The sequence below is a fragment of the Vibrio sp. TAP-3B genome (genome assembly GCF_057784735.1).
Genome location: NZ_CM173495.1, coordinates 2,948,219 through 2,970,294 on the forward strand (window position 1 = coordinate 2,948,219; position 22,076 = coordinate 2,970,294).

At 45.4% G+C, this 22,076-nt stretch carries 17 protein-coding genes and 1 other annotated feature; of the genes, 12 read left to right on the top strand and 5 right to left on the bottom strand.

Annotation, left to right across the window (positions count from 1 at the left end):
• Window positions 1-177: 177 nt before the first annotated feature.
• Together AC3D28_RS13980 and gltB are read right to left on the bottom strand one after the other, a co-directional pair.
• Window positions 178-1,647: a glutamate synthase subunit beta gene (locus AC3D28_RS13980; RefSeq protein ID WP_098416511.1), complete on the bottom strand. Its 1,470-nt coding sequence runs from the start codon at window positions 1,645-1,647 to the stop codon at window positions 178-180.
• Entirely contained in the window at window positions 1,647-6,197 is a 4,551-nt protein-coding gene (gltB, locus tag AC3D28_RS13985) for a glutamate synthase large subunit (protein WP_488535114.1), read from the bottom strand. Before gltB ends, AC3D28_RS13980 begins: the two co-directional genes overlap by 1 nt.
• A 551-nt stretch (window positions 6,198-6,748) precedes the next feature.
• Here gltB and mnmL point away from each other — a divergent pair.
• From mnmL to AC3D28_RS14000, 3 genes are all read left to right on the top strand, one after another.
• Window positions 6,749-7,708, top strand: coding sequence for a tRNA modification radical SAM protein MnmL/YtqA (gene mnmL / locus AC3D28_RS13990; protein WP_488535115.1), 960 nt, complete (start codon window positions 6,749-6,751; stop codon window positions 7,706-7,708).
• A gap of 310 nt (window positions 7,709-8,018) precedes the next feature.
• Window positions 8,019-10,370, top strand: coding sequence for an aerobic respiration two-component sensor histidine kinase ArcB (gene arcB / locus AC3D28_RS13995; RefSeq protein ID WP_098416508.1), 2,352 nt, complete (start codon window positions 8,019-8,021; stop codon window positions 10,368-10,370).
• A 1-nt stretch (window position 10,371) separates the two neighbouring features.
• Window positions 10,372-10,824, top strand: coding sequence for a hypothetical protein (locus AC3D28_RS14000; protein ID WP_488535116.1), 453 nt, complete (start codon window positions 10,372-10,374; stop codon window positions 10,822-10,824).
• A gap of 67 nt (window positions 10,825-10,891) precedes the next feature.
• On the opposite strand, the gene arcA is transcribed toward AC3D28_RS14000, so the two are convergent.
• A complete protein-coding gene (gene arcA / locus AC3D28_RS14005; RefSeq protein ID WP_098416506.1) occupies window positions 10,892-11,608 on the bottom strand; it encodes a two-component system response regulator ArcA in 717 nt (238 codons plus the stop codon).
• Between the two features lie 362 nt (window positions 11,609-11,970).
• Here arcA and AC3D28_RS14010 point away from each other — a divergent pair, with 362 nt between their 5' ends.
• A complete protein-coding gene (locus AC3D28_RS14010; protein ID WP_098416505.1) occupies window positions 11,971-12,378 on the top strand; it encodes a DUF3293 domain-containing protein in 408 nt (135 codons plus the stop codon).
• Window positions 12,379-12,430: 52 nt separating this feature from the next.
• Window positions 12,431-12,913, top strand: coding sequence for a putative 4-hydroxy-4-methyl-2-oxoglutarate aldolase (locus AC3D28_RS14015; protein ID WP_488535117.1), 483 nt, complete (start codon window positions 12,431-12,433; stop codon window positions 12,911-12,913).
• On the opposite strand, the gene AC3D28_RS14020 is transcribed toward AC3D28_RS14015, so the two are convergent.
• Window positions 12,910-13,380, bottom strand: a complete 471-nt coding sequence (locus tag AC3D28_RS14020) for a ribonuclease regulator (RefSeq protein WP_488535118.1) — start codon at window positions 13,378-13,380, stop codon at window positions 12,910-12,912. The genes AC3D28_RS14015 and AC3D28_RS14020 overlap by 4 nt on opposite strands.
• 441 nt (window positions 13,381-13,821) lie before the next feature.
• Window positions 13,822-13,941, top strand: a sequence feature (Thr leader region).
• Here AC3D28_RS14020 and AC3D28_RS14025 point away from each other — a divergent pair.
• The 4 genes from AC3D28_RS14025 (at window position 13,833) to thrC (ending at window position 18,707) form a co-directional block, all read left to right on the top strand.
• Complete coding sequence (locus tag AC3D28_RS14025; protein ID WP_229601119.1) at window positions 13,833-13,886, top strand: hypothetical protein; 54 nt, start codon at window positions 13,833-13,835, stop codon at window positions 13,884-13,886. It overlaps the preceding feature by 54 nt.
• 52 nt (window positions 13,942-13,993) lie before the next feature.
• A complete protein-coding gene (gene thrA / locus AC3D28_RS14030; RefSeq protein ID WP_488535119.1) occupies window positions 13,994-16,453 on the top strand; it encodes a bifunctional aspartate kinase/homoserine dehydrogenase I in 2,460 nt (819 codons plus the stop codon).
• A 20-nt stretch (window positions 16,454-16,473) separates the two neighbouring features.
• The gene (gene thrB, locus AC3D28_RS14035; RefSeq protein WP_488536098.1) at window positions 16,474-17,430 is read left to right on the top strand and encodes a homoserine kinase; all 957 of its coding nucleotides are present in this window, start codon (window positions 16,474-16,476) and stop codon (window positions 17,428-17,430) included.
• Window positions 17,427-18,707, top strand: coding sequence for a threonine synthase (gene thrC / locus AC3D28_RS14040; protein WP_098416500.1), 1,281 nt, complete (start codon window positions 17,427-17,429; stop codon window positions 18,705-18,707). The genes thrB and thrC overlap by 4 nt, the downstream gene beginning before the upstream one ends.
• Before the next feature lie 118 nt (window positions 18,708-18,825).
• On the opposite strand, the gene grcA is transcribed toward thrC, so the two are convergent.
• A complete protein-coding gene (grcA, locus tag AC3D28_RS14045) occupies window positions 18,826-19,203 on the bottom strand; it encodes an autonomous glycyl radical cofactor GrcA (protein ID WP_098416499.1) in 378 nt (125 codons plus the stop codon).
• A gap of 334 nt (window positions 19,204-19,537) precedes the next feature.
• On the opposite strand from grcA, the gene nfo reads away from it, so the two are divergent.
• The 3 genes from nfo to AC3D28_RS14060 all read left to right on the top strand — a co-directional run bounded on the left by nfo (window position 19,538) and on the right by AC3D28_RS14060 (window position 22,047).
• Window positions 19,538-20,416, top strand: coding sequence for a deoxyribonuclease IV (gene nfo / locus AC3D28_RS14050; protein ID WP_488535120.1), 879 nt, complete (start codon window positions 19,538-19,540; stop codon window positions 20,414-20,416).
• Between the two features lie 286 nt (window positions 20,417-20,702).
• On the top strand, window positions 20,703-21,383 hold the full coding sequence (gene ung / locus AC3D28_RS14055; protein ID WP_488535121.1) for a uracil-DNA glycosylase: 681 nt from the start codon (window positions 20,703-20,705) through the stop codon (window positions 21,381-21,383).
• Between the two features lie 112 nt (window positions 21,384-21,495).
• Window positions 21,496-22,047 carry a hemerythrin domain-containing protein gene (locus AC3D28_RS14060; RefSeq protein ID WP_488535122.1) on the top strand — a complete coding sequence of 184 codons (552 nt, stop codon included), beginning with the start codon at window positions 21,496-21,498 and terminating at the stop codon, window positions 22,045-22,047.
• Window positions 22,048-22,076 lie beyond the last annotated feature (29 nt).

Genomic DNA, 22,076 nt, shown 5'->3' on the forward strand with positions numbered 1-22,076 from the left:
AGAATTTAACGTTACAAAAAAGTAACGTTTGACTCTGTGGGAAATAAAAAAGACCAGCATAAAATGCTGGTCAAAATAGAAAGGTTGGAAGGAATTGTTTTCTTTTCTCAACCTCAGCCATCGATAGTACTGATGGCTGGGTTATGACTCGAAAAGAGGGAGTGCGAGTACTTCCCTTTATGCAGAAAGCATCAATGAGTCTGCTTTCGCTTCTAAGTTTGTACCACTCATTAAGTAATCATCGATAGTACGAGCACATTCACGGCCTTCATTGATACAACGCACAACCAGAGACTGGCCAGTACGCATGTCACCGGCAGCAAATACGCCTTCTTGGTTGGTGGCGAAATCTTGAGTTGCCACGTTACCGCGATCATCCAAAGCAATATCCAGTTGAGCCAATACACCGCTTGGCTCTGGGTGTAGAAAGCCCATTGCGAGGAATGCCATATCACATGGGATGACTCGTTCGCTGCCTTCGACTTCTTTGAAGCTTGGACGCTCGCCTCGTTTTGCCTCTTCCCAGACGATGTCTGAAATGCGTAGGCCAGTGACTTCGCCTTTATCGTTGCCGATGAATTCCTTAGTCAGAATATTCCAATGACGGTCCACTCCTTCTTCGTGAGAAGTCGAAGTGCGCATGATCATTGGATATTGTGGCCAAGGCATATTCGCTGGACGTTTCTCTGGCGGAATGGGCATGATCTCTACTTGAGTAATGCTCTTCGCGCCGTGACGGTTTGATGTGCCTACACAGTCTGAGCCTGTATCACCACCACCAATGACAACCACATGTTTACCTTTTGCGTGAATCTCTTCCGTTTTCAGGTCCATGTTGTTGGCACGTCGGTTGTTTTGACCTAGGAATTCCATTGCGAAATGAACGCCTTTTAGCTCGCGCCCCGAAACGGGTAAATCGCGCGGAACGGTCGAGCCACCTGTTAACAGAACGACATCGTACTCCTGACGAAGTTGTTGTGCGTTTACATCTACACCGATGTGTTGGTTAACCTTAAACTCGATCCCTGCTTCAGCCATTAGATTGAGCTTACGGTCAATCACTTCCATGCTCAGTTTAAAGTCTGGAATACCAAAACGCAGCAGGCCACCGACTTTCTCGTCACGCTCGAATACCGTCACGGTATGGCCTGCGCTGTTTAGCTGCTCAGCAGCAGATAGACCAGCAGGGCCAGATCCAATGATCGCCACTGTTTTACCAGTGCGAGAACGTGGCGTTTTTGGCTTGGCGTATCCTTCACGGTACGCCGTTTCCACGATGGTTTTCTCGATATTACAGATGGTGATTGGGTCTTGGTTAATGCCAAGCACACAAGAGGTTTCACATGGTGCTGGGCACACACGACCAGTAAACTCAGGGAAGTTATTGGTTGAGCTTAGAATGTTCCAGGCTTCTTCCCAGCTATCACGATAGACGGCATCGTTAAACTCAGGGATGATGTTACCGATAGGACAACCGCTATGACAAAACGGTACGCCACAGTCCATACAGCGAGAAGCTTGAGTGTTGATTTTGTTACCAAACTCCTCGTTCAGAACGAACTCTTTGTTGTTCTTGATACGTTCAGCTGGGTCGATCTTCTGTGGTAGTTCACGACCATGTTCTAAAAATCCAGTAGGCTTACCCATTACACTGCCTCCGCTTGAGTTTCGTTTCCTTGAGACTGCGCTTCAGCCTGACGTTGTTGAAGAACCGCTTTGTAGTCACGCGGCATCACCTTAACCATAGAGGCGAGGCTTGCTTCAAAGTTGTCTAGGAAAGACTGAGCGACTTCACTTCCTGTGAATTGAACATGCTTAGTTAGCATGCCGAGTAATAGAGCTTTGTCTTCTTGCTCGATAGGGTCTAGGTCTACTAGCTCTGGGTTCAGTTTCGACTCAAAGTCGCCTGACTTATCCCACACGTAAGCGACACCGCCACTCATACCTGCGGCAAAGTTACGACCGGTTGAACCAAGGATGATCGCTGCACCGCCAGTCATGTATTCACAACCGTGGTCACCGACACCTTCTACCACCACTTTTGCGCCTGAGTTACGAACACAGAAACGTTCACCAGCCATACCGCGAATGAAAGACTCCCCCGAGGTTGCCCCATAGAAACATACGTTACCCACTACGATGTTATCTTCTGCGACAATGCTTGATTTCGCGTCTGGGTAGAGCACTAACGTGCCGCCCGACAGACCTTTCCCCCAGTAGTCGTTCGCATCGCCTTCCACTTCGAACTTCACGCCCTTAGCTAGGAATGCGCCGAATGACTGACCCGCAGAACCTTTGAACTTCACGTTCATTGGTTGAGGCAGACCGGCATCTTTGTACACTTTTGAAATTTCGTTTGACAGCATGGTACCCGCAGAGCGATCCGTGTTAACGATAGGGAATTCGGCATTCACCGCTTCGCCTTTCTCGAGTGCAGGAATGGCGGCTTGAATCAATTTACGGTCAAGCACCGATTCCAGATTGTGGTTCTGTTGCGTTTGGTTATGGATACCGTCTGACTCACGTGGCTGTTCAACGTGTAGAACAGGAGACAGATCGAGATTTTTGTACTTCCAATGAGAGATATCTTGGCGAATCTTCAACTTCTGACCTTGACCGACCATCTCATCGATAGTGCGAAAGCCCAGTTCTGCCATGATTTCACGCAGACCTTGCGCCATGTATTGGAAGAAGGTGACCACGTCTTCTACGCGACCATCAAAGCGCTCGCGAAGTGTCTTGTTCTGAGTCGCGATACCCACAGGACAGGTATTCTTATGACACTTACGCATCATGATACAACCTTCAACCACCAATGCTGCGGTTGCTACGCCCCATTCTTCTGCGCCCAGTAATGTTGCGACTGCAAGGTCGCGAGGTGTCTTCATCTGACCATCTGCTTGAACCACGATACGGTTACGTAGCCCGTTTTTCAGTAGCGTTTGGTGGGTTTCTGCCAAGCCGAGCTCCCAAGGAAGACCGGTGTGGCGGATTGAAGACATTGGCGAGGCTCCCGTACCGCCGTCGAAACCTGCGATAAGCACCACGTCCGCTTTGGCTTTCGCTACACCAGACGCGATAGTACCTACGCCGGCTTCCGATACCAGTTTCACGTTCACGCGACCCGCGCGGTTCGCGTTCTTCAAGTCGTAGATCAGCTGAGCCAAATCTTCGATGGAGTAGATATCGTGGTGTGGCGGTGGTGAGATCAGCCCGACCCCCGGAGTCGAGTGACGGGTTGCACCGATCCAGTCATCCACTTTGTCACCCGGTAGCTGACCACCTTCACCTGGCTTCGCACCTTGAGCCATTTTGATTTGCAGCTCATCTGCGTTAGTCAGGTAATAGGAGGTGACGCCGAAACGGCCTGAAGCCACCTGCTTGATAGCTGAGCGTTCCCAATCACCGTTGTCTTTGCGTTCGAAACGCATTGGGTCTTCACCACCTTCACCAGAATTCGATTTTGCGCCGAGGCGGTTCATCGCAACAGCCAGTGTGGAGTGCGCTTCGTAAGAGATAGAGCCGAATGACATTGCGCCCGTCGCAAAGCGTTTGACGATGCTTTCGATTGGTTCAACTTCATCAATAGAGATAGAACCGGCAGGGTTTTTGATGAATGCCAATTGGCTGCGCAGCGTAACCGCGTTATCACCTTGTTTATCTACCGCGGTTGCGTATTGTTTGAACTGCTCATAGTTCTTGTTACGCGTTGATTCTTGCAGTAGAGAAATGGTTTCTGGATTGAATAGATGCTTTTCACCACGTTGTTTCCACTGGTAAACACCGCCGACATCCAGCATTTGAATTGGGATTTCGCGTTGCGGATAACCGATGCGATGACGAACCAACACTTCTTTCGCGATGTCATCTAACGTCAGACCCTGAATACGAGAAACCGTCCCCGTGAAGTACTTGTCTACCACTGATTTGTGGATACCCAACGCTTCGAAGATTTGCGCACCATGGTAAGACTGCAGGGTTGAGATGCCCATCTTCGAGAAGATCTTCAATAGACCACCATTGATGGCGTTACGGTAGTTATTGAATAGATCGCGCGGGCTTGCTTCTGGATCCAACTTCTTCGTGCGTTGCAGCTCAATGATGGTTTCGATCACTAGGTAAGGGTTAACCGCGTTGGCACCATAACCAATAAGCGTTGCAAAGTGGTGCGTTTCGCGTGCGTCAGCGGTTTCAACCACAATGTCACACTTCGCACGTAGCCCTTTACGGATCAAGTGGTGGTGAACGGCACCAACAGCAAGCATTGCAGGGATCGCCGCATGATTTGAGTTCACGGCACGGTCAGTCAATAAGATGATTGAGTAACCATCGATCACCGCGTCTTCTGCGTATTGACAGATACGTTTTAGTGCACGCTCTAGCTTGCCTTGCTCTTCGCTGGCTTGGAATACGATATCGAGCGTTTTCGCTTGGAGATGTTCGTTATCGATCGCACGCAGTTTCTCAAGTTCAGAGTTAGCAAGGACTGGTGATTCCAGCTCTACCTTTTGACAGTGAAGCGGGGTTTCAGCCAGCAGATTTTGATCTTTACCTAAATAGGTGTTGAGCGACATTACCATGCGCTCACGGATCGGGTCTATCGGCGGGTTGGTGACCTGCGCAAACAGCTGCTTAAAGTAGTTTGAAAGATGCTGAGATTGGTGAGAAAGCACCGCGAGTGGCCAGTCGGCACCCATTGCAGACAGTGGTTCTTTGCCGTCATTCGCCATTGGAACGATGATTTCGTTCACTTCTTCGGTGCTGACACCAAACGCTTGCTGGCGATACAAAAGATGTTTTGGATTAGGTTGGCTGAATTGGTTGCTCGCATCTGGTAATTTTTTCAGGCTGAGTAGATTTTCTTCTACCCATTTCTCGTAAGGTTGCGCTGTCGCGATGGTGTCTTTTACTTCTTCATCAGAAACGATCCGACCTTGTTCTAGATCCGCCACGAAAATACGACCTGGTTGCAGGCGGCCACGGAATTCTACGTTTTCAGGTTTGATGTTCACCACGCCTGATTCTGATGCCATCACAAGGAAGTTATCTTTGGTCACTGTGTAGCGAGAAGGGCGAAGGCCATTACGATCTAGAGTCGCACCGACTTGAACACCGTCAGTAAAACAGACCGATGCTGGGCCATCCCATGGTTCCATTACATTCGCATGGTACTGATAGAATGCACGGCGTTTCGGATCCATAGTTTTGTTTTCTTGCCATGCTTCCGGGATCATCATCATCAGAGCGTGTGGCAGGCTGCGACCAGAGAGAACTAGGAGCTCAAGTGCCATATCGAAGTTGGATGAATCTGAACTGTTTTCCTGACAAATTGGAAGCAGCATGTCGATCTCTGCCTGAGTGAACAGATCGGATTCGATAATCGCTTCACGAGCTTTCATCCAGTTCAGGTTACCGCGAACAGTGTTGATTTCACCGTTGTGAGCGATGTAACGGAAAGGCTGTGCAAGGCGCCATTTCGGGAAGGTATTGGTTGAAAAGCGCGAGTGCACCAGTGCCAGCGCAGTCACCATGGTTGGGTTTTGCAGGTCCAAGAAATATTGAGGAACTTGTTCTGTCGTTAACTGACCTTTGTACACCAATGTCTTGTATGACATTGAGTTTATGTAGAAGTCGTCACCAATGTTCGAAATGCTTTCTAGACAAACCCGTACCGTGTAGTTACGAAGAACATACAGTTTTCGTTCAAGCTCTTCTGGTGTGATGCCTGGACCACCAGAGATAAACACGTGCTCAAACTGAGGTTCAGTGCTGAGTGGATCGGCACCAATCATCGAGTTATCGGTTGGCATTACGCGATAGCCGATCACTTCAAGATCTAAGCGTTTGGCATTACGCTCTAGAATGTCACGACACTGTGCGCGTTTGTATTCATCTTTTGGGAATAGAACGACACCCACACCATACTTTTCGAAACAAGGCAGTTTAATACCGAGCTTAACGGCTTCTTCTAATAGGAATTCATGAGGTTTTTGTAGCAAGATACCTGCACCATCACCGCTGCATGGGTCACAACCTTGACCACCACGGTGTTCCATTCGTGCCAGCATGTCTAACGCTTGGGTCACTACGTCATGAGATTTACGGTTTTTAAGGTGAGCAACAAAACCGATTCCACAAGCGTCATGCTCCAGTTCAGGAGTATATAGACCCTGTGAATTTTGCTCTCTATTTACCATAGATACATCCTTCCAATTCAATGTCGACGCAAAAATACCGGGCAGACAAACGCCGCCTAGCAAATTGATTACGTCTTGTCCTTTATATTTATTATCGCCACCAGTCTAGGTTGACCAGTCTTGATTCCTTTCCGTATCTCGCAGGAAAAATATTGCGAGAAAAACAATCCTTGGTGATATCCCTTTATTTAATGCCACTCTGTAGTGATTTATATAGGTAGGAGTGGAATAACACCGACAAATCCCGCTGTGTGCTTTGTAATAAAAATCACAAAATGCACAGGGTTGTGTAAGTATCCTACAATTTTGTTACTTTGGAATGCAACGAAAAAGTCGCTGTTGTAACCCAATTTTTTCGTCTAATTATGCAATTTCATGTTTAACACTGGCGCAGATTTACGGCTTTTTGTTTGTATTTATGCAAGTTTATTGATTTTGACCTACTTGGGTTTTGTTTGAATTGATTAATATTGCTTGTTTTTTCTTGCAGGGATGTAATTTGTTTACATGACCGTAATGAGGTTGATTATGGTTCGCAATTGTGAGGGTTTATGCAGTTACACGAGTTGGTCAATACACTAGGCCAAGATCTTCAACGCCGATACGGTGAAAAAGTACATAAATTAACGTTACACGGCGGGTTTAGCTGCCCAAACCGTGATGGAACGATTGGTCGCGGTGGCTGTACATTTTGTAACGTAGCTTCGTTTGCGGATGAAGAAGTCCAAGTAAAAAGCATTCATGATCAATTGAAAGATCGTGCGGGGGAAGTCGACCGAGCGAAGAGGTATCTGGCGTATTTTCAGGCTTACACCAGTACTTATGCTGAGGTCCAGGTGCTTAAGAATATGTATGAAGAAGCACTTAAAGCGGTCGACATCGTTGGCTTATGTGTGGGGACTCGTCCTGACTGTGTGCCTGATGCCGTGCTGGACTTATTGTCTAATTACGTCCGTCAAGGTTACGAGATCTGGCTTGAGCTTGGCCTGCAAACCGCAAACAACCGCACACTTAAGCGTATTAATCGTGGTCATGATTTCGAATGTTACGCTGAGATCACTAAACGTGCGCGTGCGCTAGGCATTAAAGTATGTACGCATCTGATTGTTGGGTTGCCGAAAGAGACTCGTGACAATAACATCGAGACGTTACAAAAAGTGTTAGAAGTAGGAACCGATGGGATCAAGCTTCATGGCTTACATATCGTAGAAGGTAGTACCATGGCAAAAGCGTGGCGAGCAGGTAAATTAGAAGCACCTGAGTTAGAGGAGTACGTCACAATCGCGAGTGAGCTTATTCGTCTAACGCCACCAGAAGTGGTTTATCATCGGGTATCATCTGCCGCGCGTCGACCAACATTATTGGCTCCGCTATGGTGCGAAAACCGTTGGTTAGGTATGACTGAAATCGGGCGCGTGCTCAATATTTATGGTGCTCAAGGGAGCTTAACCGGAAATACTTTTATCTATACCAAGCCCGAATTAATAGCCGCTCACTCAATAAATCCCTGATCGGTTCGAAAAGGTTGAGAGCAAGAGTGTGTAAATGAAAGTGTGTCCTCTCCTAGTGACGGTATTTGGAGGTATATTGCTAACGCTTTGTGACCGCTTGCTCTAAGTTGATCGCTGGTTGTTTAAATTGCCGTATTAAACACGTTAAACTGGCTAGAGCCTGTGTTTTTGCTTGCGGTCTCTTATCGTCAGCACGGCTTGTAGTGCGCGTTGTTACTAATCAAATCGACCTAAATTGCCTTAGGCCGAATATGCCTGCCCATTTCTCATCACCAAAGGGCGATGTCTAGCCAGTACCATGGAGTCGTTAATGAAACCCATGAAAAATCTCGCTCAGTATTATGTTGACCTGCTAGTCAAGCTGGGGATTGTCCGTTTTTCTATTTTGCTCGCTCTTGCGTTGGTGGCGTTGGCCGTTGTGGTGCAAGTAGGGATTACTTTGGCATTGAAGGGGCGAGTGGATGATATTGATATCGTCCGTTCGGTATTTTTTGGTCTGTTGATCACGCCTTGGGCGGTGTATTTTCTTTCCGTTGTTGTTGATCAATTAGAGGAGTCACGTCAACGTTTGACTAAGCTGGTGTCTAAGCTCAAAGACATGCGCTCACGCGACCAGGAGCTAAATTACCAACTGCAACAGAATATCGAAAAGCTTAATCAAGAAATTGAAGAGCGCATTAAAGCCCAAGCCGCCCGTGAAGAAGCAATGCAAGATCTCGAAAATGAGGTCTTTCAGCGTGAGCGAACCCAATTGGAGCTGGCTGAGCGCACAGCTTTATTACGTTCATTTATTGATGCTTCACCCGACTTAATTTACTACCGCAATGCTGATGGCGTGTTCTCGGGATGTAACCGTGCAATGGAAGAGTTAACTGGTAAGAAAGAGCACCAGTTAGTCGGTTTAAGCCCATGGGATGTTTATAGCAAAGAAATCGCTGAAAGCATCGTTAATACCGACCAAAAAGTCTTTGCTGATAATCAAGCCATCACTTATGAGCAATGGCTAGAATATCCAGATGGTCGTAAACATTACTTTGAGTTGCGCAAGGTTCCATTTTATAGCAAAGATGGCCGACACTTGGGTCTTGTTGGCTTCGGTCGTGACATTACTGAGCGTAAGCGTCATCAAGAATCGTTGGAAAAGGCCAGCCGTGACAAAACCACCTTTATTTCTACCATTAGTCATGAACTTCGTACCCCGCTTAATGGGATTGTGGGTTTAAGCCGAATGCTTCTCGATAGCCCATTAACAAAAGAGCAGCGCAAGCACATGCAAACCATCAATGTGAGTGCTATTACGTTGGGTAACATCTTTAACGATATTATCGATATGGATAAATTTGACCGTCGTAAGTTGGAGTTGCTACCAGCGCCATTGAACTTTGAAGACTTCGTTGCCGAAATTGAAAGCATATCGGCGCTGATGGCACAACAAAAGGGACTTCGCTTTGACTTAGAGCGTCTGAGTGAATTACCAAAAGCCATTGAAGTCGATGCTACTCGTTTACGTCAGGTAATCTGGAACTTAGTCAGTAATGCGATGAAATTCACCAAAGAAGGTGGCGTTGTGATGACAGTTAGCGCTGAAGTTGAAGATGAATTTGCGACCATAGTGATGGAAGTTGAAGACACGGGCATTGGTATTCCTGAAGAGGAACTCGATAAAATCTTCGCGATGTATTATCAGGTCAAGTCGGGCAAAGATAACCTTCATGCTGTTGGCACGGGGATCGGTCTGGCAGTATCAAAGCAGCTAATGAATATGATGGATGGGGATATAACGGTCGTCAGTGAAGAAGGATTTGGTAGTACTTTTACGGTGTCGATTCATGTGCCAGTTGTCGAATTAGAGGAACCCGTGATAGCTGCGCAACGAGAGAGTCTCCATTTAAACATTTTTATGGTTGAGGATATTGAGCTGAACGTTACCGTGGCGAAATCTTTACTTGAGAGCTTAGGTCACTCGGTGACAGTGGCGATGACGGGTAAGGAGGCGCTGGTTAATTTTGTGCCAGAAAAATATGATTTAGTACTGTTAGATATCCAGCTGCCAGATATGACAGGTTTTGATGTTGCGAAGTACTATCTTGAACACTATGACAACTTACCACCATTAGTCGCATTAACGGCGAATGTGATGAAAGACCGCCGTGAATATTTGGATAGTGGCATGGATGATGCGATTAGTAAGCCGCTCGCGGTCAATGCTATTCAGTCGGTAATTAATAAGTTTTTCGCCCATAAAGTCGACCAAACTGAGCCAATCTTGGCTTCAGGCGTGGCGAAAGAGGCGACGCCATCTCCAGTGATTGAGACACATTTGCTTGATCTGGATATGTTAGAGTCGTACGTAGACATCGTTGGCGCGAAGCCAGTTTATGAGAGCATTAAAATGTTTGAAGACATGATGCCCGATTATATTGAAGTCCTAGACTCAAACATGATGGCCAAAGATAAAGATGGCGTTGTTTCTGAAGCGCATAAAATTAAAGGAGCGGCTGGTTCGATTGGTCTAAAGCGTATCCAAAGTGTTGCGCAAAAGGCTCAGTCTCCAGAGATGCCAGCGTGGTGGGAAAATATTTCAGATTGGGTTGAAGAGATTAAAAATGAATACCAGAACGATATTCAAGTACTCAAATGTTGGTTGGAACAAAGGAAATAACATGAAAATAATTGCACCAATGGTCTTGGTTATGGCTTTTTTGATAGCAGGCTGTAGTTCCATTCCTAACGTGAATTGGCAACAAAATAGCCAGATTACGATTAACCAAGTAAATATTGAACTTAAGAGCAACCTTTGGGTGAACCTAATGCCAGCAGTCGGTGAGGCTCAAGAACAAAGTATTCAGGGAGCGCTTTACCTTGAGGGGAACCAACAGCTACCAGCTAACCTTACCGCTGAAGCGCTCGTTATTAAGCAAGGTGATGTAAAGTGGCTGGTGAGCGGAGAATCATTAGAGACTCGCACCCACAGTGAGAATCAATGGGAAGTGGCGTTCACGTCTGAAATTGACGCAGACGCAGAGAAATTTGTTGATATCGCCGTTCTTTTAGATGATGCAGGAAAGCAGCGTTGGCTAGTGGAAAAATACGTGAAGATAAATAAGGTTTACTAGCTTACTGCCAAGGTAAATAAACAAAAGGGCTTGCTCATTGAGCAAGCCCTTCGTGTATGCGAGTCAATTAATCTTCTAGATCGCCACAGAAGCGGTAACCTTCACCGTGAATGGTCGCGATGATTTCTGGTGTGCCTGATACAGATTCGAAATGTTTACGAATACGACGGATAGTTACGTCGACAGTACGGTCGTGTGGTTTCAGCTCACGGCCTGTCATCTTCTTAAGCAGATCGGCACGAGTCTGAATTTTCCCCGGGTTTTCGCAGAAGTGCAGCAGAGCACGAAATTCAGAACGAGGAAGCTTGTAGCTATCACCTGACGGGCTCACAAGAGATCGGCTGTTGATGTCCAGTACCCAACCATTGAATTCGTATTTTTCTACTGAGCGCTTTTCTTCTTGTACAGCATTAGAGCTCATCGAGCGGCTTAGCAAGTTACGCGCACGAATAGTTAGCTCACGTGGGTTGAATGGTTTCGTGATGTAGTCATCAGCACCAATCTCTAGACCAAGGATCTTGTCGACCTCATTGTCACGCCCTGTCAGGAACATCAGAGCCACGTTCGCTTGTTCGCGCAGTTCACGCGCCAACAAGAGGCCATTCTTGCCTGGAAGGTTAATGTCCATAATAACCAAGTTGACTGAGTTGTCAGACAACACTTGGTGCATCTCTTCACCGTCACTGGCTTCAAAAACAGCGTATCCCTCTGCTTCAAAAATACTCTTAAGAGTGTTACGAGTTACTTGCTCATCTTCAACGATAAGAATCTGCGGGGTTTGCATTGGCGGTACCTAAATTTGTGACAAAATTGTGCTAATAGAATAAATTCTAGGCAAAAATATAACATACAGGTAATGTGATTTTGATAATAAATCAAGTTGATCAAAAAAACACTTCTTTCAGCTATCCGCCTTCCATGGAGTTTTGCCGGTTCACCAGTATCCAGTGGCGACGTTTATTCTAAAGGGCTTGTTTACTTTTCACTTCCTACCTTTGACGGGGGCCTGAAAAGTAAACACCCTAGGGTATGGAGCGGATTTTATATTGTTAACAGCATGCTAACAATGCTCAAATGTTAATTCCATTCAGTTTGTTGATTTACATCAATTGATGAAATGTAACTGTTATTAATCGTTTAAGAGTTATGGTAGAAAAAAGTAATACAAACATAGATGCATCGTTATGGAATGCTTATTCGGAGGCTTTATTTGATTTTAAGGCAGAATGGAGCACTTCGAGCTATGCAGTGATAACTGCTTGGAACCCATACAGTATTTTGCGGTCAAAAGAAGATAACTGCATAAGTAATCAAGCATTAGAAAAGCAGCTCCAACATGTGAACTACACACGTGTGACGGTCGGCAATCGCAGCTTTACATGGTACGAAGAGAGTTTTGCGGCAGAACTCACGCCGGAGTCAGCGGTTGGATTGGCGAATTGCTTTCAACAAAACGCGATTTATTATGTTATTGATGACGAACTGTACCTAATTGCTTGTTCTGAGCCCAAATTAATGCACAAGTTAGGCTCAATAAAGCCTCGACTCGTCTAGAAGGATACCACTCACTGAGCGCTGCTTAGGGGAGAATATTCACGGAGGAAATATGAGAGACATAACACCCGATATTTGTGACCAATTTGAAAACCAAGTGACCTTGCTAAGCTTGCCTTTACAGAATTTTGGTCAACGCGCTGCTTTTTATGGTGAGATTGTCACAGTACGTTGCTATCACGATAACTCAAAAGTACGTGAAGTGCTAAGCGAGGATGGCACTGGTAAAGTTTTAATTGTCGATGGACATGGGTCGTGTCAGAAAGCGCTGCTTGGTGACCAACTGGCTATACTGGGTATTGAGAATGGTTGGGAAGGCATTATTGTTTATGGTGCGGTGCGTGATGTGGTGCAAATGTGCCAAATGGACATTGGTATTCAGGCTCTTGGAACTTGTCCATTTAAAACAGAGAAACGTGGTATGGGAGATGTGAATGTGACCCTGACCATGCAGAACCAAATCGTGCAGCCTAAGCATTACGTTTATGCTGACTGGAATGGGGTGTTAATTTCGAAAAAAAAGTTGGATTTTTAAAAACGGAAACCTAAACCGACTTCAATACCTTGTTGCCAATCTTGATAATCTAAGGTCGCGTGAATATCTAACTTATCGGTAATTTTTACGCGACTCGATACCTCAGCGGCGAGGCTACTGTCTTCTTGACGAATCCCTTCAGACGTCGCACCTTTGTAAGAACGTACGCTACTTTTCAAAGTGATACGATCATTGAAATGATAATTTATTCCACTGAGGAAACCACTTTGATTTTGTGTTGGGGCGTTGTTGATTCGTGCACCGACATAGACATCAACAGAATCGAAAAGCTCATATGCATATCCCGTATCTATATTCCACACATCAAAGTTGTCTAACTGATGGTTATCACTGGATATAAACAGTTTATGAGGGGAAAAGCTTACTTTTCCGGGAAGAAGAGGGAGCTCGTTTGCGAGGCAAACACCAGACACAGCAAATAGCAGCAGAGGAAGTCTTCTTTTCATATTCACTACTCCTTGTGTCAACTTCCTTTGTGTCAACTTCCACATCAATACGCGTTAAAAACCTTCACAATTAAAGCATAGGATATGAAAGCTAGTTTGCTTATTTTATAAATAATTCGATCTTATGCACATTGATCAAAGTTAAGCTGCCGATAAGTTTCATAACAATTTCTAATTGTATGATGATACGATTTATGGCAAAGATCAGATTAGCCATGATTTAAATTTATTGAGTTGATAAGTGACGTAGGAAAATGGGAGATAGATTTATTTAAAGGCAACTGTCTGTAATTACATCTAAATATCAAGGACATTGAACAGTAGAAATCTCTTTAAGACTGAAAAACAAACAACTTTTTGTTGACTATGGTTCGGAAACTCGGTAAACGTAGACTTAAGCAAACACAATTATTGTTGAATATTTATTTATGCCATCTAACAGCCTAGTAGTAATGACCACGACCATTATTATTACCGACACGACACATGTTGGGGCAGGCTGCTGAGCGAAAGAAATTCACGAAAAAGGCCTGTATCCAACAAGATACAGGCCTTTTTTTATGCTTTTTTATAAAGAATTTAGACCAATTTAAAAGATATACCGGAGGAAGGGATGCGAGTATTGAAGTTTGGCGGTTCATCACTAGCTGATGCAGATCGCTTTTTAAGAGCGGCAGACATCATTGCCAATAACGCTCAACAAGAAGAAGTAGCCGTTGTGCTTTCTGCACCAGGAAAAACCACGAACAAATTGGTAGCCGTCATAGAAAGTGCGTTACGTAACGGTGAAGCAGAGCTACAAATTAAGGAGTTAGATGAGTCGCTTAACACGCTTTTCACGCAAATCAAAGCAGTGTTGCCGAATATCGATGGCGCTGGTTTTGATAACCAAGTAAAAACCTCACTTTCTCAGCTTCGTCAGTACGTCCATGGAATTAACCTTCTTGGAATGTGCCCAAATAATGTGAATGCTCGTATCATTAGTAAAGGCGAGCGTGTTTCTATCCAGTTGATGAAAGCGGTGCTAGAAGCAAAAGGTCAACAAGCGAACTTAATCGATCCAGTTGAATACCTATATGCGCAAGGTGATCATCTTGAAGCGATGGTTGATGTGGATATTTCAACACAAAACTTCCGCCAAACCCCTCTTCCTCAAGGGCATGTCAATATTATGCCTGGTTTTACTGCGGGTAACGAAAAGGGGGAGTTAGTTACACTTGGCCGTAATGGATCTGACTATTCAGCTGCGGTATTGGCGGCGTGTCTACGTGCTGATTGCTGTGAAATTTGGACGGACGTTGATGGAGTTTATAACTGCGACCCTCGTTTAGTCGAAGATGCGCGTTTGCTCAAATCATTGAGCTACCAAGAGGCGATGGAGCTTTCTTACTTCGGCGCATCCGTGCTGCATCCGAAAACCATCGCACCCATTGCTCAATTCCACATCCCATGCCTGATCAAAAACAGCTTTAATCCACAAGGCGCAGGTACGTTGATTGGCCAAGACACTGGCGAAGATAATCTCGCAATCAAAGGCATTACAACGTTGGGTGACCTAACGATGGTCAATGTTTCTGGCCCTGGCATGAAAGGGATGGTTGGTATGGCAAGTCGCGTATTCGGCGCGATGTCTTCAGCCGGTGTCTCTATTGTGCTTATCACGCAGTCTTCTTCTGAATACAGCATCAGTTTTTGTATTGAAGCTGAAGACAAACCAAAAGCACAACAAGTGCTGGCTGAGGCGTTTGAGCTGGAATTAAAAGACGGTTTGTTAGAGCCAGTAGAGTTTATTGATAATGTGTCAATCATCACGCTTGTCGGGGATGGCATGCGTACTTCTCGCGGTGTAGCCTCACGTTTCTTCTCTTCTCTAGCGGAGGTAAACGTCAACATCGTTGCAATCGCTCAAGGATCATCTGAGCGTGCTATCTCTGCGGTTATTCCCGAAGATAAGATCTCTGAGGCGATCAAAGCGTGTCACGAGAACTTATTTAATTCAAAGCACTTCTTAGACGTGTTCGTGGTTGGTATCGGCGGTGTTGGTGGTGAGCTGGTGGATCAGATTGAACGCCAACAAGCGAAACTAGCAGAGAAAGGCATCGTGATTCGCGTCTGTGGTTTGGCAAACAGCAAGGGGCTGTTGCTCGATAGTGAAGGCTTACCGCTAGAGCACTGGCGTGATCGTATGTCGGTAGCGACAGAAGAATTCAGCTTAGCACGTTTGATTTCATTGGTTCAGCGTAACCATATCATTAACCCAGTGCTAGTTGACTGTACGTCAAGCGAAGACATTGCCAACCAATACGCCGACTTCCTAGCAGCAGGCTTCCACGTAGTTACACCAAATAAAAAAGCCAACACAGCTAGCATGGCGTACTACCATCAGTTACGCGATGTTGCGCGCAGCTCTCGCCGTAAATTAATGTACGAAACGACAGTAGGCGCTGGACTACCAGTGATCGAAAACCTACAAAACCTGATCTCGGCAGGGGATGAGCTTGAGCGATTTACCGGTATTTTGTCGGGCTCTTTATCTTATATCTTTGGTAAGCTGGACGAAGGTATGAGCTTAAGTGAAGCAACAAATATCGCCAAGCAAAATGGTTTTACTGAACCGGATCCACGTGATGACCTCTCTGGTATGGATGTGGCGCGTAAACTGTTGATTCTGGCTCGTGAGTCGGGTATGTCTCTAGAGCTAGAAGACGTAGTGGTAGATCAAGCGTTACCACCAGGCTTTGATGATTCAGGCAGTGTTGATGAGTTTATGGCGCGTCTCCCAGAGGCGGATGCTTACTTTAAAGAGCTATCAGAAAAAGCGGCAGAAGAAGGCAAAGTGTTGCGGTATGTTGGTGAAATTATCGATGGTAAATGCAAAGTGAGCATGGCGGCAATGGATGAAAATGACCCTATGTTTAAAATCAAAGATGGTGAAAACGCATTGGCGTTCTACAGCCGCTACTATCAGCCAATTCCTTTGGTACTGCGTGGTTACGGTGCCGGTACCGAGGTAACGGCAGCAGGTGTATTTTCTGATGTAATGCGTACTTTAGGTTGGAAGCTAGGGGTATAACAATAATGAGTTCAAGTGATATGGATGTAGTGGTTTATGCCCCAGCATCAATCGGTAATGTCAGCGTTGGTTTTGATGTGCTGGGGGCGGCAATATCCCCAGTTGATGGCACTTTGTTGGGCGACCGAGTGCAAGTTAAAGCAGGGACAGAGCCGTTCAGTCTCAAAACGGCAGGCAGTTTTGTTGCTAAGCTGCCAACAGAGCCAAAAGAAAACATCGTTTATGACTGCTGGGTGGTGTTTGCTCGCGAGCTAGATAAAAAAAGCGTAGAGCTAAAACCACTTGAAATGACACTAGAAAAGAACATGCCAATCGGCTCGGGTTTAGGCTCGAGTGCATGTTCCATCGTCGCGGCGCTGGATGCATTAAACCGCTTCCATGGTCAATCGCTTAACGAGACAGAGTTACTGGCATTGATGGGAGAAATGGAAGGCAAAATCTCTGGTGGCATTCACTACGACAACGTCGCGCCGTGTTACCTTGGCGGTGTGCAATTGATGCTGGAAGAGTTGGGTATCATCAGCCAAGAAGTGCCTTGTTTTGATGATTGGTACTGGGTCATGGCGTATCCGGGCATCAAAGTATCAACAGCAGAAGCGCGTGAGATCCTACCATCTCAGTACCGCCGACAAGATATCATTGCTCATGGTCGTCACCTTGCGGGCTTTATTCATGCGTGTCATTCAGGTCAGCCAGAGTTGGCTGCAAAAATGATCAAAGACGTGATCGCCGAACCGTATCGTGAGAAACTGCTTCCAGGCTTTGCGGATGCCCGTCAATACGCAGCGTCTGCGGGAGCATTAGCAACTGGTATTTCTGGCAGTGGTCCGACACTGTTCAGTATTTGCAAAGAGAAAGAAGTCGCTGAGCGAGTTGCTCGCTGGTTAGAACAGAACTACGTACAAAACGAAGAAGGATTCGTCCACGTTTGTCGTTTAGATAAGCAGGGTTCGAAAATAACAGGAAGTGAGCTATGAAGCTTTACAATATAAAAGAAAATGATGAACAAGTTTCCTTTGGCCAAGCCGTTCGCCAAGGGCTAGGTCGTAACCAAGGTCTATTTTTCCCATCGGAATTACCAAAATTTGAAGACGTTGATGCACTACTGGCAGAAGACTTTGTCTCTCGTAGCACTAAGATTTTATCAGCGTTTATCGGTGATGAACTGGCGGAAGAGCAAGTTAACGCACTGGTTGACGCTGCATTCCAATTTCCGGCGCCAATCAACCAAGTGAAAGACGGTGTTTACGCATTAGAGCTTTTCCATGGTCCAACGCTAGCCTTTAAAGACTTTGGTGGCCGCTTTATGGCGCAATCTCTTGCCGCGGTATCGGACGGCGGTAAGATCACCATTCTTACTGCCACTTCTGGCGATACTGGCGCAGCCGTTGCGCACGCTTTCTACGGTATGGAAGACATCAACGTTGTGATCCTTTACCCGAAAGGCAAGATCAGCCCATTGCAAGAAAAACTGTTCTGTACGCTAGGTAAAAACATTCACACCGTCGCGATAAATGGTGACTTCGACGCGTGTCAGGCTCTTGTGAAACAAGCCTTTGGTGATGCGGCACTGCGTGAAGAGATCGGTCTGAATTCAGCGAACTCAATCAACATTAGCCGTTTGATGGCGCAAATCTGTTACTACTTTGAAGCGGCAGCGCAAATGAGTAAGCAAGAGCGTGAAAACTTAGTCGTGTCGGTACCAAGCGGTAACTTCGGTAACCTAACCGCAGGTCTACTGGCAAAAGCGCTGGGTCTGCCTATCAAGCGCTTTATCGCTGCAACCAACGCCAATGATACCGTGCCACGTTACCTAGAAACAGGTAAGTGGGAGCCAAAACCAACAGTGGCAACCACATCGAACGCAATGGACGTAAGTCAGCCGAACAACTGGCCGCGTATCGAAGAGCTCTGCCGTGTAAAAGAATGGGGCCTAGAGACACTCGGTAAAGGCGCGGTTTCTGATGAGCAAAGCGCACAATCAGTAAAAGACCTGTACGCACTAGGCTACTTATGCGAGCCGCACGGTGCGATTGCTTACCGCGTTCTTGAAGAGCAATTGCAAGAAGGTGAAACCGGTCTATTCCTATGTACCGCGCACCCTGCGAAGTTCAAAGAAGTCGTTGATGAGATTCTGCAAACAGACATTGATCTTCCAGCTCCGCTAGCGAAACACGCGGCAATGGAACTGCTATCTGAAGATCTGGATGCGGACTTTGATGCACTCAAAGCTGTATTGCGCCGAGTTCAATAAGCGAATGCAACAGGAATAAGAGAAAGGTGGAGTTTGCTTCCACCTTCTGGTTTTCCAAATAATAAAAAAACGGCGCTCTTTGAGCGCCGTTTTTAAAATTGGCTGGAGTGTATCTTTATTATAGAGATTCAGTAAATGTACGAGCGATAACGTCACGTTGCTGCTCTGGCGTGAGTGAGTTGAAACGTACCGCGTACCCAGAAACACGAATTGTTAGCTGCGGGTATTTCTCTGGGTGAGCCACGGCATCTTCTAGCGTTTCACGTTTAAGAACGTTTACGTTCAAGTGCTGACCGCCTTCAATCTTCGGCGCTGTTTCGATAGCCACTTCACGGCTTTCGTATTCACCTAGGTCGCTGATTGCGATAACTTGGTCTGCTTCGTAGCCTGCCGTTGCTGCAACACAACGCGCTTCGTTCTTTTCACTATCTAGTAACCAGATAGAGTTTAGTAGGTCGTCGTTTGCTGCTTTTGTAATTTGGATACCTTGGATCATCACTATCTCCTAGACCACGTACGTGGTGATTATTGGTGTTAATTTTCGAGTTTTCGTTGAGCTGAGTATTATATAGCTAATATCCACTATTTTAATATTGATTTAAGTCAAAAAACAACCAAAAACATTGTTTTTATTAAGGTTGTTTTATTGTTCTAAATCAATGAAACCTTTGAAAATGAAATGGTTATCATTTTTTTACAATGTAAAGAATTTTCAAACTTATTTTTTGTTGTAAGTTTACTACAATGGTAAGTTTAAAAATTGACCTTGCTAACGTAACGAGCTGTATATGGGTAGTTATCCTGAAAGTCTAAAGTGATTAAAAACAAATATGAAAAACAAATTAGGAAACAAATTTATTGGTGCACATGTTTCTGCGGCCGGTGGTGTTGATCAAGCGCCGTTAAGAGCTCGTGAGATCGGTGCGAATGCTTTTGCTTTATTTACCAAAAACCAGCGTCAATGGGTTGCAAAGCCGCTGGAAGAAAAAACCATCAATGCATTTAAAGCCAACTGCAAAATGTTGGGGTTTGGTGCGGAGCATATTCTGCCGCACGATTCTTATTTGATTAATTTAGGCGCTCCGGAAGAAGAGAAGTTGAATAAATCACGTGCTGCATTTATTGATGAGATGGAGCGATGTAACCAGCTAGGGTTAACTTTGCTTAACTTTCATCCGGGGAGCCACTTAAAGAAAGTCTCTGAGCAAGCGTGTTTGGCTACGATTGCTGAGTCGATCAACCTTGCGCATAAAGTGGTGCCGGACGTGATCGCGGTGATTGAGAACACCGCTGGTCAAGGCACGAATTTAGGTTGGAAATTTGAGCACCTAGCTGAGATCATCGACCAAGTCGAAGATAAAGAGCGTGTCGGCGTATGTATCGATACCTGTCATACGTTTACTGCGGGTTATGACCTGCGTACAAAAGAAGATTGCGAACGTACTTTTGCTGATTTTGAGCGTATTGTCGGTATGCACTATTTAAGAGCAATGCATCTAAATGATTCAAAAGTTGAGTTTGCCAGCAAAGTGGATCGCCACCACTCATTAGGTAAAGGAGAGATCGGATGGGATTGTTTTGAGTACATCGCGAAAGACCCTCGCTTTGATGGTATCCCTCTGATTTTAGAAACAATTGATCCTGATATTTGGCAGCAAGAGATTAATGCGTTACGCCAGTTTCACCTAGAGGTTACCGACAGCGACTAACGCCATAACAAAGTTGGCATCTTTCTTCCTTAGTTATCGGGTATATCTGATTGAAAAAGAAGGATGCCATGATGTCTCGACCACTCTCTTTTATTCCGCATTGCTCTGGCCGACGTGCACTGCGCTTACCAATGCCAAACCGTCATATTGCGGGTCAAGGGCATTTCCGAACACCACAGAAGCAATAGTTTCTCATCATTGTTCCCTAGTCGACGGTAAGTTATGTTTTTGTTTGTTCCGGTTTTGCTCGTTAGAATAGAGGAAAATATAAGGGGAGAAACTTTCCATGAATCAGTCACTGACTTGGCACGATGTGATCGGCGAAGAAAAAAAACAAAGCGACTTTGTCAAAACCTTGAATTTTGTTGAGGCAGAGCGAGCGGCTGGCAAAGTCATTTATCCGCCAGCGAAAGATGTATTCAACGCCTTTCATTTTACCGAGTTTAACCACGTTAAAGTCGTGATATTGGGGCAAGACCCATACCATGGCCCTAATCAGGCTCACGGTCTGTGCTTTTCTGTACTTCCTGGGGTAAAAACACCACCGTCCTTGATGAATATGTATAAAGAGCTAGTTCAAGATATCGAAGGGTTTCAGATCCCTCAGCACGGTTTTCTGCAAAGTTGGGCAGAACAGGGCGTATTGCTGCTTAATACGGTGTTGACGGTCGAGCAAGGCAAAGCGCACTCTCATTCAAAAAGTGGTTGGGAAGCGTTCACTGATCGAGTTATTGAAGCTGTTAATCAACATCAACAAGGCGTGGTGTTTTTGTTGTGGGGAGCACATGCACAGAAAAAAGGTCAGTTTATCGACCGCAATAAGCATCATGTTTTAACTGCTCCGCACCCATCTCCTTTGTCTGCTCACCGAGGTTTCTTTGGTTGTAAGCATTTCTCCCAAGCAAACCAGTTACTTGCCTTACAAGGAAAAGAGGTGATCAATTGGCATTTGCCATTGAGCGTATAAAAAGCAGAGGCAACGGTCAGGAGCATTGTGACCGTTGTTTTTTTGAGCACGCTCGAAGCTGATGAAGTATTTCTCATATACACTTATTAAAGAGGTATTAAGGAGAGATACTATGATGATCGAAAGAATTCGACGAGAACATGGCTATATGGTTCGTCTGTTAGCTATATTGCGCCATAAACTCAATGCAATAAAACAAGAGCGTCCAATTAACTACGCGTTAGTGAGCGAGATTGTTGATTACCTTTCTAACCATTCAGAAAAAGTCCACCATCCAAAAGAAGATATTCTCTATCACCACTTTATTGAACACTATGGTAAACAAAAAAACATGGAAAACTTGGAAAAGGAGCACCAAGAGTTAGCCAGTAAAACCAAAGAGTTTGCTTCAGTCATAGAGATGATTTTGCAAGATGCGGTGGTACCACAAGATATATTTATCGCTCATCTTGAAGATTTTATCGATTCTCAAAAACGCCATTTGGAGCTAGAGGAGAGAAAAATCTTGCCTTTGATCGAAGAGCTGTTTACCACAGAAGATTGGCAGCACGTAGAAAGCTTATGGAGTGTGAGTGAAGATGACCCCGTGTTTGGTGACACGATAGCAGATCAGTATCAACAACTGGCTGAACGTGTCCGTCAAAGTGATACGGAGTTTGTATAAAGTCAATACGATCCCGATTGTGTATCGGT

Bases quoted from the DNA above. Each gene is read 5' to 3' on its own strand.
- AC3D28_RS13980 (WP_098416511.1), bottom strand. From the start codon at position 1,647: ATGGGTAAGCCTACTGGATTTTTAGAACATGGTCGTGAACTACCACAG.
- gltB (WP_488535114.1), bottom strand. From the start codon at position 6,197: ATGGTAAATAGAGAGCAAAATTCACAGGGTCTATATACTCCTGAACTG.
- mnmL (WP_488535115.1), top strand. From the start codon at position 6,749: ATGCAGTTACACGAGTTGGTCAATACACTAGGCCAAGATCTTCAACGC.
- arcB (WP_098416508.1), top strand. From the start codon at position 8,019: ATGAAACCCATGAAAAATCTCGCTCAGTATTATGTTGACCTGCTAGTC.
- AC3D28_RS14000 (WP_488535116.1), top strand. From the start codon at position 10,372: ATGAAAATAATTGCACCAATGGTCTTGGTTATGGCTTTTTTGATAGCA.
- arcA (WP_098416506.1), bottom strand. From the start codon at position 11,608: ATGCAAACCCCGCAGATTCTTATCGTTGAAGATGAGCAAGTAACTCGT.
- AC3D28_RS14010 (WP_098416505.1), top strand. From the start codon at position 11,971: ATGGTAGAAAAAAGTAATACAAACATAGATGCATCGTTATGGAATGCT.
- AC3D28_RS14015 (WP_488535117.1), top strand. From the start codon at position 12,431: ATGAGAGACATAACACCCGATATTTGTGACCAATTTGAAAACCAAGTG.
- AC3D28_RS14020 (WP_488535118.1), bottom strand. From the start codon at position 13,380: ATGAAAAGAAGACTTCCTCTGCTGCTATTTGCTGTGTCTGGTGTTTGC.
- thrA (WP_488535119.1), top strand. From the start codon at position 13,994: ATGCGAGTATTGAAGTTTGGCGGTTCATCACTAGCTGATGCAGATCGC.
- thrB (WP_488536098.1), top strand. From the start codon at position 16,474: ATGGATGTAGTGGTTTATGCCCCAGCATCAATCGGTAATGTCAGCGTT.
- thrC (WP_098416500.1), top strand. From the start codon at position 17,427: ATGAAGCTTTACAATATAAAAGAAAATGATGAACAAGTTTCCTTTGGC.
- grcA (WP_098416499.1), bottom strand. From the start codon at position 19,203: ATGATCCAAGGTATCCAAATTACAAAAGCAGCAAACGACGACCTACTA.
- nfo (WP_488535120.1), top strand. From the start codon at position 19,538: ATGAAAAACAAATTAGGAAACAAATTTATTGGTGCACATGTTTCTGCG.
- ung (WP_488535121.1), top strand. From the start codon at position 20,703: ATGAATCAGTCACTGACTTGGCACGATGTGATCGGCGAAGAAAAAAAA.
- AC3D28_RS14060 (WP_488535122.1), top strand. From the start codon at position 21,496: ATGATGATCGAAAGAATTCGACGAGAACATGGCTATATGGTTCGTCTG.